Here is a 13,542-nt window from a genome sequence, read left to right as displayed (position 1 = left end):
GTAAAAACACAAATGATGAAAAAAAATTATTTCGAGCCACAAAGTAAGGGCTAAAATTCATATAATAAATTACCATATATTAATAATTATTTCATTTTTATTTTGTATAGAGTATACAGCAAAGTTCACAGAAACGAAAAATATTAATCAGATACACCATAATCAATCTTTATAGTTAATATTTTTCGTTAAAATAAATTAATTGATTAAAAATATTAACTTTTATTTATTTTTTATTGTTATTTTTAAACATCACCTTTACTTTTGTTTCAAATAAAAATGATAAAAAATGTGCGGAATTGTATGTTTGTTTGATGCCAAACAAAAAACAGGAATATTAAGACCTCAGGTACTGGAAATGTCAAAAAAAATCCGTCACAGAGGTCCGGACTGGAGCGGCGTGTTTCAGGATGACCATGTGATCTTTTCTCATGAGAGACTTGCCATTGTAGATCCGGCTTCCGGAAAACAGCCTTTATTCAGTAAAGACGGAAAAGTAGTTTTAGCGGTAAACGGAGAGATCTACAACCACAGGGAATTAAAGGAAGAGTTTCCTGATTTTGAATTCCAGACCCAGTCTGACTGTGAAGTAATCCTTGCCTTATACAGAAAAGACGGAAAAGACTTCCTTGAAAAACTGAATGGAATCTTTGCCTTCTCTCTTTATGATATGGAAAACGGAATATACCTCATTGCCCGCGACCATATGGGAATCTGCCCTCTCTACCAGGGATGGGATAAAAACGGAAACTATTACGTAGCTTCCGAATTAAAAGCCCTTGAAGGCATCTGTAAAACCATTGAAACTTTTCTTCCCGGACATCTGGTTTACAGCCCGGACGGTTCTGAACTTCAAAAGTGGTACACAAGAGACTGGGAAAGTTTTGATCATGTAAAAGATAACAAAACAGATATTGATGTACTCAGAAAAGGCCTGGAAGATGCGGTACACAGACAGCTGATGAGCGACGTTCCTTATGGAGTGCTTCTTTCCGGAGGACTGGATTCGTCTGTTATTTCAGCGGTGACGGCCAAGTTTGCGAGACAGAGAATTGAAAGCGGAGATACCCAGGAAGCATGGTACCCAAGACTTCACAGTTTTGCCGTGGGACTGGTAGGCTCTCCCGACCTGGCCGCTGCAAAAAAGGCAGCGGAACATATCGGCTCCGTACACCATGAAGTGAACTTTACTGTTCAGGAAGGGCTGGATGCCATACGCGATGTCATCTATCATCTGGAAACCTACGATGTAACAACCATCAGAGCCTCTACCCCGATGTACCTTCTGGCAAGAGTGATTAAATCTATGGGAATCAAAATGGTTCTTTCCGGTGAAGGCTCCGATGAACTGTTCGGAGGATATCTGTATTTCCACAAGGCCCCGAACGCGAAGGAATTCCATGATGAAACCGTAAGAAAACTGGGCAAGCTTCATCTTTATGACTGTTTAAGAGCCAATAAAGCCCTGATGAGCTGGGGAATTGAAGGAAGAGTACCTTTCCTTGACAAAGAATTTATGGATATTGCGATGACCGTTAATCCACAGGATAAGATGATCAGTGTTTCCGAAGGAAAAATTGAGAAATGGGTATTGAGAAAAGCTTTTGAAGATCTTCTCCCGGATTCTATTGTATGGAGACAGAAGGAACAGTTCTCAGACGGGGTTGGTTATTCCTGGATCGATACCCTGAAAGAAGTTGCTGAAAAAGAAGTTACTGATGAAATGATGGCCAATGCCAGATTCAGATTTCCGCTCAACACTCCTCAGAATAAGGAAGAATACCGTTACAGAACTATTTTTGAAGAACATTTTCCAAGTGAAACGGCTGCAGCCACAGTTCCGTCCGTTCCTTCGGTAGCCTGCTCCACTCCTGTCGCTCTGGAATGGGATGAAGCTTTCAAAAAAATGAATGATCCGAGCGGAAGGGCGGTTAAGGTGCATGAAACGTCTTATGAATAAGTGAATGATGAATAGTCAATCCGCTGCGTTCATGAATTGATGAGTATTATTATTCACTATTGACTTTGCAAAACGAAAAATTCATTATTGACATTCACCGTACAACACATTTCTTACTTGTACCGGCCTAATCTTCAAAGCAATAATTATCAATCCTGTAGCAATACAGGATTTTCTTTTGAATTAACAATAACAATATCGACAGAATTTAACTGACAATCAAAAATAATATCTAATAAATAATTATATTTGGAAAACGAAAATATCAATTATAAAAAAATGAGAAGAAATCTTACTGTTTTATTTGCCTTATTATCCATCAGTTTTGCTTTTGGACAGGGAAAATACGGCAAATACCTGAACTCAAAAAAGCTTGCTTTGGCTTATAAAAGCGTAAAAGATTCTGATAAAGACGATTATTATCAGCAATTTTACTGGCTGGTAAAAGCAGAGCAGCTCAAAACGTATCCTCACCTGAAAGACGTAAAGCCTGCTGTTTTATACGAGTTTGTGAAAAAAGTAAATCCTCAGAATCCTACCAAAAAACTGGATGACAGAGCAAAAGAGCTCAGAGCCACCGCTGAACTGTCTTTGAACCAATACTTCAAAAACAAGAACTTCACCAACAATTCCGTACTGATGTACAACCTTGAAACGTATGTAGATCCGTCTAAAGGACAGTATTACACTAAAGTAGATCCTGAAAAGATCAAGGAACTGGTTCCTAAAGAACTTTTTGCCTTCAACTCCCTGAACAGAAATTTAGGTGAAGAAAAAACCTATTATCTCTGGATCGATAAGAAGAAAGATGATTTCAATATCGTAGACATTATTCCGGATGAAAAGGAAGATAAAGCGTTCTACACCAGATTGAGACAGTACCTTCCAAGCTATAAGTTCTCTAAATATGTTCCTACGGTAAAAAAAGGAAACAAATCCGACAAAACGGATGTTGATTATTATTACATCATGCCTTTTGAACAGAACACCGATAATATTGAGTACAAAACCAAAGATTTCAAAACTTACATCTTAAGCCAGTACAGAAAAGCCGGTGATGAATGGAAAGGAGTAGAAAAGCCAAGAAAATAAATGAAAAAGTCCTGTGAAAATTCACGGGACTTTTTTAATTTTATAGGGAATTCTTTATCTAAAGATCAGATCACCTATATACAAAATAAATAAGTCCGGACGTTTTTGAGCGTTCCGACCTGTACACCATGACAGAATCAAGCCCGCAACAAACAGCTATAAAGAAAATCCTTCCACTGATCCTGGCCACTGCCATCTTCATGCAGATGCTGGATTCCACCATCCTGAATACCTCCTTACCTTCCATCGCCAAAGACCTCAACGAATCTCCGCTGAATATGCAGAACGCTATCATCAGCTACGTTCTGACATTAGCGGTCTTTATGCCGGCCAGCGGATTTCTGGCAGACCGGTTCGGAACCAAAAAGATATTTATTTTTTCACTGGTCCTGTTCAGTCTCGGATCTTTATTCTGTTCACTTTCCCAAAACCTCACCCATCTGGTTATTTCCAGAGTTATTCAGGGAGTTGGCGGAAGTCTGATGACCCCGGTGGGTAAACTGGCACTAATCAAAACATTTGATAAAAATGAACTGCTTAAAGCGATGAACTTCGCTATTATTCCTGCACTGATCGGGCCTGTACTCGGGCCGTTGGTAGGAGGTTATATGGTAGATTACCTTTCGTGGCACTGGATCTTTCTGATCAATATTCCGATCGGAGTTTTAGGAATTATTTTAGGTTTAAAATTTATGCCTGACTATAAATCCGATGATGTGGATTTTGATCTTAAGGGCTTTTTAATTTTTGCAGCTGCCTCTCTCCTGCTCTCCATTTCTTTAGAACTTTTCGGGGATATGCAGAACATCAGCCCGGTACTTTTAGTTTTTATTCTCGGATTTTTATTTCTCTACTATTATTATAAACATGCTAAAAGAGAAGGAAATCCTATTTTCCCTTTAAATTTATTTCAGGTAAGAACTTTCAGGGTAGGTATTGTAGGAAACCTGGCCACCCGTTTGGGGATCAGCTCTGTTCCACTGCTGCTGCCGCTTATGATTCAGATCGCCTACAAACAGTCGGCAGTCACTTCCGGATGGATTATTGCTCCTATGGCTTTAACGGCAATATTCGGTAAATCTTCCGTTATTAAAATCCTGGACCGCTACGGCTACCGCCAGACTTTAATGGTAAATACCTTTATCATCGGAACCCTGATCTGCCTTCTTGCCATTCCGGATATTCATACTTCGTTATATTGGTTTGTTCCGATTATTGCGGTATTGGGATTCTTCAACTCTATCCAGTTTACTTCCATGAATACCATTTCTATTGCAGATCTCAGGAATTTTCAGACCAGCAGCGGGAATTCACTCATTTCCGTCAATCAGCAGCTGGCTATCGGCTTCGGAATCGCATTCGGACTGATTGTTTTAAAACTTTTTGAAAATTCAGATTTAATTAAAGGCGAAACACACAATGCTTTCCGGTATACTTTTCTTACCGTAGGCATATTGACTATCCTATCGGGATTCGTTTTCAGGAGACTGCATATTTCGGATGGAAAAAATATGAAATCGAAAGAAGAGTAATAAACATATAGTTATTTCCGGAATAAGAGTTTCTTTATTGATATAGAGCAGAAAGAGATAAGTTATGAAAGCAGCATGATGATTTAAACCTTGCGTTGATCCAAAATAAACCTTACCGTTTACGGACAGCACTTTATTTTTATGAAATCCGGCAGCCACACATTTCTTTTATGTTGATCTGTTTGCTTCGGAACTTATCACAGATCAATGCGCCAGGATTTTGTCTGTCGTATTTTTGTTATATAAATCAACAATATTATGACAACTAAACAGGTAGAAATCGTAGTATCTCCAAGACCTGCGCATTTTGTAGGCGACGGTTTTAGAGTTCATAATTTTATTCCGGGTGCAGGCAGACTGGATATGAAAAGAATGGACCCTTTCATTATGCTGGATTACAATTCAAAGTTTCATTTTAACGGTTCTGAAAGACCAAGAGGAGTGGGTGTTCATCCGCACAGAGGCTTTGAAACGGTAACCATAGCGTATCAGGGAAAGGTAGAACATCATGACAGTGCCGGCGGCGGCGGAATTATCGGAGAAGGTGACGTGCAGTGGATGACCGCTGCGAAAGGGGTTCTGCATAAGGAATATCATGAAACGGAATGGTCTAAAAAAGGCGGTATCTTTCAGATGGTACAGCTTTGGGTAAACCTTCCTGCCAAAGATAAAATGAGTAATCCAAAATACCAGGCCATAGAAAATTCAGCAATGGAACGTGTAGATCTGGGCGGTAACGGACTGGTAGAAATTATTGCGGGAAACTATAACGGGCATACCGGTCCTGCTGAAACTTTCACCCCGGTGAATATGATGAATGCCAAATTAAACGCAGGCGGAAAAGCGGAATTCAGTTTTCCGGCTCATTTTAATACAGCCGCACTGGTTATTGAAGGAAGCATTATCATAAACGGTGAGGAAAAAGTTGCTGCCGATCACTTTGCTTTATTTAAAAATGAAGGAGAAATCTTCACCATTGAAGCAAATGAAGACTCCGTTATTTTAATTATCAGCGGTGAACCGATCAATGAACCGATCTATCCCCACGGACCTTTTGTGATGAATTCCAGAGAAGAGATCATGCAGGCTTTTGAAGATTTCAATACCGGAAAATTCGGTTATCTGGAAGATTAACAGATTTAAATTTATCTTAATCTTTGATTATTCCTTTTTTATTAACTTTATATAATAAACTTGTTTAAACTTAACCAGATTTAATGTTTGGGTAAACATATCAATTGTAAACCTAACAGGTTTCAGAAACCTGTTAGGTTTAGTCTTCAGATACAAATTTTATATAACTCTATTTACTGTAAAAATTATGAAACCAGAATTTGAAAATATACCGCTTGTAAAAACTGACAAAAGATTTGAAATAGAAGTGAACGGACATTTTGCATTTATCGATTACCGTGAAATGGGCCACCAGATCGCATTGGTGCATACGGAAGCAGAGCCTGAACTTGCCGGAACCGGAGCCGCAGCAGCGGTTGTGGAGAAAACCCTGAACTATATTGAAGAACATGAAAAAAAGCTTCTTCCGTATTGTCCCTACGTTTTTGCCTATATTCAGAAACATCCTGAATGGAAACGTATTGTGGATGAAAAATTTCACGGATACGACAAGCTTTAGTCAGATTTAAACAAAGTATTCACCAACAACTAAAACATTTAACTTTATCATGTCAAATATCGGACTTATCATAGAAGAAAAAGCTGCAGATATAGGAAATTTCCTGGTGGGAAGACTGCTTCCCTTCCGTGAAAAAAGAGCGGTAGGCCCTTTCGTTTTTATTGATCATATGGGACCTTCCGAACTGAAGGATTACCAGAATCTGGATGTTCCGCCTCATCCTCATATCGGCTTATCTACTCTTACCTATCTGCTGGAGGGATCCATTTTCCACCGCGACAGCATCGGCAGCGCTGTTGAAATAAAACCGGGTGCCGTTAACTGGATGACTGCCGGAAAAGGTGTTGTACATTCCGAAAGAACGCCTGAATATTTAAGACACAGCGACAAAAGACTCCACGGTTTCCAGATCTGGGTAGGTCTTCCTAAACACCTTGAGCAGACTGAGCCTACTTTCCATCATATTGAAGCGGATGAAATTCCTGTATGGGAAGAAGACGGAATCCAGTACAAACTGATTGCGGGTGAAGCTTTTGGAAGAAAATCCTCTGTTCCCGTTCACAGCAAATTATTTTTCATTGAGATCAAAACCAAAGAACCGAAGAAAATAAGCATCGGTAAAGATCTTTACGGTGAAGCAGCCATGTATGTTCTGGACGGAACGGTCACCACTGACGGAAATTCTTACGGCTCCAAACAGCTGATGATCGCCAAAGACACAAAGCTTTGTGAATTTGATATGAGCGAAAACGGAACAGTCTATCTTTTCGGAGGAGAGCCTTTTGATGAGGAACGTTTTATCTTCTGGAATTTTGTGAACTCTGACAAGGAAATGATTGATCAGGCGAAAGTGAACTGGAACGATCAGAATCACGATGCCTTTCCGCTGGTTCCTGGAGATGAAGAAGAATATGTCCCGCTTCCCAAAGCTATTTTAAACAGAAAATAAATTCAGTCCGGAACTGATTATAAAAACCATGAAAATATTAGCATTTGCAGGAAGTACATCTTCCACTTCCATCAACAGAGAACTGGTAAAATTTGTTCTGAAAGACTTTCAGGGTGAAGAGATCAATTTAATTGACCTCAACGATTTCAGCATGCCGGTTTTTTCCGTGGATCTTGAAAAGAAAGGATTCCCCGATGAAGCACACCGGTTTCTAAAGGTAATCGAAGACTGCGATGTGATCATCTGTTCACTTGCTGAACACAACAGATCGTACAGTGCCGCTTTTAAAAATGTTTTCGACTGGGCTTCAAGGATCAATGTAAAGGTATTTCAGAACAAACCGATGCTTCTGATGAGCACTTCTCCCGGAGGTTACGGCGGGGGAAACGTAATGAATACAGCCAGGACTTTCTTCCCCCAGTTCGGAGCAGATATCAAGGATACTTTCTCGCTTCCTAAATTTTATGAAAATTTTGATCTGGAAAGCGGAGTGATCAATCCCGATATGCTTGCTGACCTGAAAATGAAAACAGAAAATTTTAAAAATCAGGTAAAGTCCGATGACTAAAGGGAGACTAGAGGCATTCAGCGATGGTGTTTTAGCCATCATTATTACCATAATGGTGCTTGAACTGAAAGTACCGGAAGGAAGCAGCTGGGCCAGTCTTAAGCCGATCATGCCCAGGTTTCTGGCTTACATCTTCAGTTTCATCTATGTAGGAATCTACTGGAATAATCATCATCACCTGTTTCAGGCAGTAAAAAAGGTAGACGGCAGTATTCTCTGGGCCAATTTACATTTATTGTTCTGGCTTTCCCTGATGCCTATTGCCACGGAATGGATAGGAACCACTCATTTTGCCAAAAACCCCGTCGCCACGTACGGTATAGGGCTTATTATGAGTGCCATTGCCTACACGATTCTGGAACATGTGATCATCCGGTGTGAAGGTGAAAATTCCCAGCTGAAAGCGGCGATTCATTCTAAAATGAAAGAATATATATCCATCGTATTTTATGTACTGGGAATCGCAGTTTCATTTTTTTATCCTTATATTGCCATAGGTTTTTATTATATCGTGGCTCTTATATGGCTGATTCCGGACCGAAGAATCGAAAAATCATTAAAAGAAAACTGATATGGAAACACACGAATATCCCAACGGCAGTATTACTGTCATCTGGCAGCCTCAGAAATGCATCCACTCGGCTGTCTGTGTAAAAACACTTCCAAAAGTCTATAATCCAAAGGACAGACCCTGGATAAAAGCGGAAAACGCGACTCCGGAAGAACTTAAAAATCAGATTGACCTGTGCCCTTCGGGAGCATTAAGTTATAAATTCAATACAAAAGAATAATGGCGGTAACTGTAAAAGCAAGTTTAGGAAAAACCAAATATTATACTGAAGTAACAGCCGGTGAAAACCGGATCATTACTGATGAACCCATCGATAAAGGCGGACAGAACAAAGGCTTCAATCCTTTTGAAATCCTCGCTACTTCACTGGCAAGCTGTACGGCCGCCACTTTAAAAATGTATATTGACAGAAAGGAATGGGAAGTTGAGAACATCCATGTAGAGGTAGAACTTGAGAATTTTCCGCTCACCAAAAGGGCTGTTTTCAAAAGAGACATCAGCTTTGAGGGAAATCTGGATGATGAGCAGATAAAAAGGCTTCATACCATCGCGGATGCCTGCCCTGTTCATAAAATATTAAACAATGATATAGAAATATTAACTAAATTCTCATAGTATGACCGAAGTAAAACAAAACAACGACGACAAACACGGAAGTTTTGAAGCTTTCATAGATGGAAGACGCGCAGGAATGATGACGTATACCTGGGCAGGAGAAGAAAGATTTATTATAGACCACACTGAAGTGGAGGAAGCCTACAACGGGAAAGGAGTAGGTAAAGAAATGCTTCTGGCCGCGGTAGATTTTGCCAGGAAGAACGGGAAAAAGATTATTCCGCTCTGCCCTTTTGCAAAAGCAAGTTTTCAGAAGAGTGAAGAACTTCAGGATGTTTTAGTGAATTAATTGAGATTTCCGATTTTATCATACTACCTTCCGGATGTTGTTCCGGAAGGTTTTTATTTTTATACGATCGGATGATTTTTGAATCATGAAAGTTTCAGCAGAACAGAAAAAAACTATATTTGCTAAAATTTAATTAAAGCATGAATTCAGGAACGATCCTTTTGCTATTTGTTTTTATTTATTTCATCGGTCTTCTGGTGATTTCTTATTTTACCAGCCGGAACTCTGATAACCAGTCATTTTTTATCGGAAATAAAAAGAGTAAATGGTGGCTTGTGGCATTCGGGATGATTGGAACCAGTTTAAGCGGGGTGACCTTTATTTCGGTTCCGGGAACCGTGGGCAAGATGACAGGTTCGGAATATATTTACGGCGGTTTTGAATATTATATGATGGTGATTGGGTTTTTCATCGGGTATTTTATTGTTGCAGCCATCTTGCTTCCCCTCTACTACAAGATGAATCTGACCTCCATTTATACTTATCTGGGAAAAAGATTCAATGTGGAAGCGCATAAAATCGGTTCGATATTTTTTATTATTTCCAGGGCTATCGGAGCCACTGCACGATTATACCTGGTGGTGAATGTTTTACAGATATTCCTGCTTGAAGGTCTGGGAGTTCCTTTCTGGGCAACGGCTCTGGTCCTTCTTCTGATGGTGCTTTTATATACTTTTGAGGGAGGTGTAAAAACCATTGTGATTACGGATACGTTACAGACATCGTTTATGATCATCAGCTTAATAGGCTGTATCGTTTATATCTTATCCAATCTGAATTTATCTTTTGGTGAGGCCTATACGATTCTGGAACAGAAGAATTATACGCATTTCGTAAATTCTGATCCCAACTCCAAAACGTTTTTCCTAAAAACCATTCTGGGCGGTATTTTTATTACCATTGCCATGACCGGACTGGATCAGGAAATGATGCAGAAGAATATTTCGGTAGACAATCTTAAGAATTCCAAAAAGAACATGCTGACGTTTGCAGGAACGCTTCTTTTTGTAAATCTCGCCTTTCTGTTCCTGGGAGGGCTGCTTTATCTTTTTGCTTTACAGAACGGTGCGGAATACGGACAGATCAACGGTGAAACCATTACCCATATTTTCGGATTTAAAGATTCTGCGGGCAATATCAAAAATATGATGGGAGATGATCTTTTCCCGGCTTTATCACTTCAGGGATATTTCCCGATGGCCATTTCCATTATATTTATTATCGGGCTTATTTCTGCTTTATTTCCTTCAGCAGATGGAGCATTAACGGCGGTAACAAGTTCATATTGTGTTGACCTTCTTAACCTCAATGAGGATAAAACCAAAACTGAAAAAGAGAAAAAACGTCTCCGTATGAAGGTACACCTTACATTTACCGTGGTATTCTTCATGCTGATCATGGTGTTCAAAGCTTTAAATGACAAATCTATTGTTTATCTGATCATGGAAGTCGCGGGTTACACTTACGGACCGCTGTTGGGACTTTTTGCCTTCGGTATTTTCACCAAATTCCAGATTTCGAGAAAATATTCAATTCTGACGGTAACGATTCTGGCTCCCATTCTCACTTATCTGATCAACTTAGCGGTTACCACTTATACGGATTACCGCATAGGGGTGGAACTGATTGTGCTTAACGGGCTTCTGACCTTCATCGGACTATGGCTGGTGAAAAACAAACAGTATTTAAAGGTTGTTTAATCTGAAAATGAAAATCTAAAAAAAGAGTAATACCAGTATTGCTCTTTTTTTATGCCTTTACTTTTATTTTCCTGCTATGATATATTTTTCTTATCAAACTAACAGAAGGGTCAGAAATACTTTGCATAGTCTGATATAATCAAACTGAAGACCGGATTTTTAGTTCCTCTGATTACAAATAAAAAAGCTGTTTTCACGGATTGGAAAACAGCTTTTTATAAGGTTAATTTTTTAGAAACGGATTATTCTTTGATCCATTTTACGGTTTTATCCATATCTTTTGTTTTGATTTTGATGAGATAATCTCCTTTTACCAACTGAGATAAGTTGAAAGTTCCCACCTTATCAGCATTTAATTTATTGTTCATCTGGCTGAATACCAGTCTTCCGCTTACATCATATACCATCAGATCATATTTTTCATTCTGACGGGTAAACTTAATGTTCAACAGTCCTTTACTTGGGTTAGGATATACGACGAATACGTCTTTGTCATCTGTTGCTTCATCAACTGCCAGAACACGGCTGATTGTAAAATTAACAGGGTTGATATTAAAGAAAACATTATTTACTCCGGCTACCATAATTCTGGCCTGCGTTGTATTTACATTAGGAATGGTAATTACTTCTGAACCGTCGTTCGGGGTAGAGGCTACAATGGTGGTTGGATAGGTAAGCCCTCCGTCTGTTGAAAGCAGAATACTTACATTGGCACAGCTTACAGGAGCAGCAGTTGTATTGGCTACATTCCATGTGATAGTCTGTGAAGAGTTTCCGTTCCAGCTTACGGCTGTTGTAGGCGCTGTAACCGTGAATGGCCCTGAATTGGCATCAACGGTGATGGATGCATCATCATTGGCCACCCCTGCACATCCTGCATTGTTATCTCTCACCGTAAGTCTGAACTCCATTGTTCTTCCATAAGAAGGTAAAACCTCTCCTTTGGTTGTTGTATTATTGATAACATCTGTAATTTTCGGGAAATATCTGTAAGGAACTGTCACCGGCATAAATGATCTGAATAAAGGAGCATTTCCTGTTGGAACATTCCAGTTTCCTGCCGGCCCTACATCATTTTGCTCCCAGCAGTAAGTAAGTGCATTATTTTCTGCATCTGTTGCAGATCCTGTCAGCTTAAACGGTGTGCTTTTAGGAATGGTGTAGTTATTCCCAGCATTGACCACAGGTGCCGTATTGGAAACGGGTGTTGTCACCTGACAAGATGTTGCCTGTACTCTTGCGGTGATCGATTCAAATGAACGGGTATGGAAAACAGGGATACTATTGTTGGCCAGGTTATTTGTAGTTCCGCAAATCCCGGCATATGCCATAATGGTAATTCCGCTTCCCGGCTCCACGGCATTCGCGGCACTCCTGTTTCCGCCGCCACAGTTTAATGTTGTTGCATTGAAAGTATGTGGTCCTCCGAACTGATGTCCTACTTCGTGAGCTACATAATCTATATCATAAGGATCTCCGACAGGGCTTGGTGAACCTGTGATCCCTCTTGCTTTGGAAGAATTATTACAGATTACCCCTAGTCCGGCTAATCCGCCGCCGCCTGTACTGAACGTATGCCCAATATCATAATTGGCGGCTCCTATCAGGCTATTGATCTGAGCCTGGCTTTCCGAAATTAATGTATTGGCATTATCGTTTCCGTCAAAAGGATCTAAGGTTGGATCTGTAAAGATAATGTCGGTTTCATTGGCAATCAGTATCAGCCTTACAGCCACTTCCTGTTCGTATACTCCATTTACTCTGTTTACCGTTGTTACAATAGCCGAAAGGGTCTGTGCAAGAGTAGGAGAACTTGATCCTGTGGCAGCCTGAGCGTATTCTCCTGTACATGCTACGGCAAAACGGAAAATTCTAATTTGAGTTCCTACGCTTGGTGCTACGGTTTTTTGTTCGCTTTTTTTTTCCGGCTGAAAATCTTCATCCCTGGTTTCACATACTCTGGGATTTTTATCTATGAGATCGCCTTTTCTGTAAACGATATAGTTATTAACATCATTTTTTGCATACGGGTCGATATAAGTATCGCCGGTAGCTATCGATTTGATCTGGGCATGAAAACCAAGCTCGGTAATATCCAGTTTTATGGTTGCATACTGATCATCGATTCCCTGTCCTGTTAAAGTAATCAGCTGTGGAAATTTCCGAGCCAATTCGGGAGCCATTACTGAAGACTTCCAGATTCTGAATTTTGCTTTGGTACCGTCAGGCATAGGTAAGACAATAACCGGGGCTTTATTTTTAAGATCATTATCACCCAGTTCAGGAACAGAATTAAAGTAATTTCTCATACCGGCTACATCCAGTCTGTATGTAAGAAACTTTTCGGGTTGTATCGTCCTGCTTTTGGGGTCTGCCTTAATGGATCTTTCACTGATGGATGTGAAATAATCCTGCGCTTTTCCCAGGGAAATGGATATAATGAATATCCCTAAGTAAAGTAGTTGTTTAAGTTTCATATTGATGGCATTTAAGTTAAGGATAAAGAAGACGGAAAATAAATTCCCAACTAAAAGTTAACAATTTTAATTCTCAAAAATTATTAAATTGATCAAATCTATATAATTTTAACTTTAAAAAAAAATAAAAATTAACACTAATTAACAAAAATAACA

The 13,542-nt window shown here is 39.6% G+C and carries 13 protein-coding genes; 12 read left to right on the top strand and 1 reads right to left on the bottom strand.

Going from position 1 to position 13,542, the window contains the following annotated elements; translation table 11 throughout:
• Window positions 1-289: 289 nt before the first annotated feature.
• The 12 genes from asnB to AC106S_RS08690 all read left to right on the top strand — a co-directional run bounded on the left by asnB (window position 290) and on the right by AC106S_RS08690 (window position 10,909).
• On the top strand, window positions 290-1,960 hold the full coding sequence (gene asnB / locus AC106S_RS08745; protein WP_482438692.1) for an asparagine synthase B: 1,671 nt from the start codon (window positions 290-292) through the stop codon (window positions 1,958-1,960).
• 279 nt (window positions 1,961-2,239) lie between these two features.
• Entirely contained in the window at window positions 2,240-3,052 is an 813-nt protein-coding gene (locus tag AC106S_RS08740; RefSeq protein ID WP_482438691.1) for a hypothetical protein, read from the top strand.
• Between the two features lie 128 nt (window positions 3,053-3,180).
• Window positions 3,181-4,584 carry an MFS transporter gene (locus tag AC106S_RS08735; RefSeq protein WP_482438690.1) on the top strand — a complete coding sequence of 468 codons (1,404 nt, stop codon included), beginning with the start codon at window positions 3,181-3,183 and terminating at the stop codon, window positions 4,582-4,584.
• A 258-nt stretch (window positions 4,585-4,842) separates the two neighbouring features.
• Entirely contained in the window at window positions 4,843-5,718 is an 876-nt protein-coding gene (locus AC106S_RS08730; RefSeq protein ID WP_482438689.1) for a pirin family protein, read from the top strand.
• 187 nt (window positions 5,719-5,905) lie between these two features.
• The gene (locus AC106S_RS08725) at window positions 5,906-6,217 is read left to right on the top strand and encodes a GNAT family N-acetyltransferase (RefSeq protein WP_482438688.1); all 312 of its coding nucleotides are present in this window, start codon (window positions 5,906-5,908) and stop codon (window positions 6,215-6,217) included.
• A gap of 49 nt (window positions 6,218-6,266) precedes the next feature.
• Window positions 6,267-7,166: a pirin family protein gene (locus AC106S_RS08720; RefSeq protein ID WP_482438687.1), complete on the top strand. Its 900-nt coding sequence runs from the start codon at window positions 6,267-6,269 to the stop codon at window positions 7,164-7,166.
• 28 nt (window positions 7,167-7,194) lie between these two features.
• Window positions 7,195-7,734 carry an NADPH-dependent FMN reductase gene (locus AC106S_RS08715; protein WP_482438686.1) on the top strand — a complete coding sequence of 180 codons (540 nt, stop codon included), beginning with the start codon at window positions 7,195-7,197 and terminating at the stop codon, window positions 7,732-7,734.
• On the top strand, window positions 7,727-8,305 hold the full coding sequence (locus tag AC106S_RS08710) for a TMEM175 family protein (protein ID WP_482438685.1): 579 nt from the start codon (window positions 7,727-7,729) through the stop codon (window positions 8,303-8,305). Before AC106S_RS08715 ends, AC106S_RS08710 begins: the two co-directional genes overlap by 8 nt.
• Window position 8,306: 1 nt before the next feature.
• Window positions 8,307-8,525, top strand: a complete 219-nt coding sequence (locus AC106S_RS08705) for a (4Fe-4S)-binding protein (RefSeq protein WP_482438684.1) — start codon at window positions 8,307-8,309, stop codon at window positions 8,523-8,525.
• Window positions 8,525-8,920: an OsmC family protein gene (locus AC106S_RS08700; RefSeq protein ID WP_482438683.1), complete on the top strand. Its 396-nt coding sequence runs from the start codon at window positions 8,525-8,527 to the stop codon at window positions 8,918-8,920. The genes AC106S_RS08705 and AC106S_RS08700 overlap by 1 nt, the downstream gene beginning before the upstream one ends.
• 1 nt (window position 8,921) lies before the next feature.
• On the top strand, window positions 8,922-9,209 hold the full coding sequence (locus tag AC106S_RS08695; RefSeq protein ID WP_482438682.1) for a GNAT family N-acetyltransferase: 288 nt from the start codon (window positions 8,922-8,924) through the stop codon (window positions 9,207-9,209).
• A 140-nt stretch (window positions 9,210-9,349) separates the two neighbouring features.
• Window positions 9,350-10,909 carry a sodium:solute symporter gene (locus tag AC106S_RS08690; RefSeq protein WP_482438681.1) on the top strand — a complete coding sequence of 520 codons (1,560 nt, stop codon included), beginning with the start codon at window positions 9,350-9,352 and terminating at the stop codon, window positions 10,907-10,909.
• Between the two features lie 242 nt (window positions 10,910-11,151).
• Here the strand turns inward: AC106S_RS08690 and AC106S_RS08685 are convergent, their stop codons facing one another.
• A complete protein-coding gene (locus AC106S_RS08685; protein ID WP_482438680.1) occupies window positions 11,152-13,386 on the bottom strand; it encodes a reprolysin-like metallopeptidase in 2,235 nt (744 codons plus the stop codon).
• Window positions 13,387-13,542: the final 156 nt, after the last annotated feature.

Source organism: Chryseobacterium sp. FR054 (assembly GCF_056844565.1).
This window is presented reverse-complemented; position numbering and strand designations above follow the sequence as displayed.

Bases quoted from the DNA above. Each gene is read 5' to 3' on its own strand.
- asnB (WP_482438692.1), top strand. From the start codon at position 290: ATGTGCGGAATTGTATGTTTGTTTGATGCCAAACAAAAAACAGGAATA.
- AC106S_RS08740 (WP_482438691.1), top strand. From the start codon at position 2,240: ATGAGAAGAAATCTTACTGTTTTATTTGCCTTATTATCCATCAGTTTT.
- AC106S_RS08735 (WP_482438690.1), top strand. From the start codon at position 3,181: ATGACAGAATCAAGCCCGCAACAAACAGCTATAAAGAAAATCCTTCCA.
- AC106S_RS08730 (WP_482438689.1), top strand. From the start codon at position 4,843: ATGACAACTAAACAGGTAGAAATCGTAGTATCTCCAAGACCTGCGCAT.
- AC106S_RS08725 (WP_482438688.1), top strand. From the start codon at position 5,906: ATGAAACCAGAATTTGAAAATATACCGCTTGTAAAAACTGACAAAAGA.
- AC106S_RS08720 (WP_482438687.1), top strand. From the start codon at position 6,267: ATGTCAAATATCGGACTTATCATAGAAGAAAAAGCTGCAGATATAGGA.
- AC106S_RS08715 (WP_482438686.1), top strand. From the start codon at position 7,195: ATGAAAATATTAGCATTTGCAGGAAGTACATCTTCCACTTCCATCAAC.
- AC106S_RS08710 (WP_482438685.1), top strand. From the start codon at position 7,727: ATGACTAAAGGGAGACTAGAGGCATTCAGCGATGGTGTTTTAGCCATC.
- AC106S_RS08705 (WP_482438684.1), top strand. From the start codon at position 8,307: ATGGAAACACACGAATATCCCAACGGCAGTATTACTGTCATCTGGCAG.
- AC106S_RS08700 (WP_482438683.1), top strand. From the start codon at position 8,525: ATGGCGGTAACTGTAAAAGCAAGTTTAGGAAAAACCAAATATTATACT.
- AC106S_RS08695 (WP_482438682.1), top strand. From the start codon at position 8,922: ATGACCGAAGTAAAACAAAACAACGACGACAAACACGGAAGTTTTGAA.
- AC106S_RS08690 (WP_482438681.1), top strand. From the start codon at position 9,350: ATGAATTCAGGAACGATCCTTTTGCTATTTGTTTTTATTTATTTCATC.
- AC106S_RS08685 (WP_482438680.1), bottom strand. From the start codon at position 13,386: ATGAAACTTAAACAACTACTTTACTTAGGGATATTCATTATATCCATT.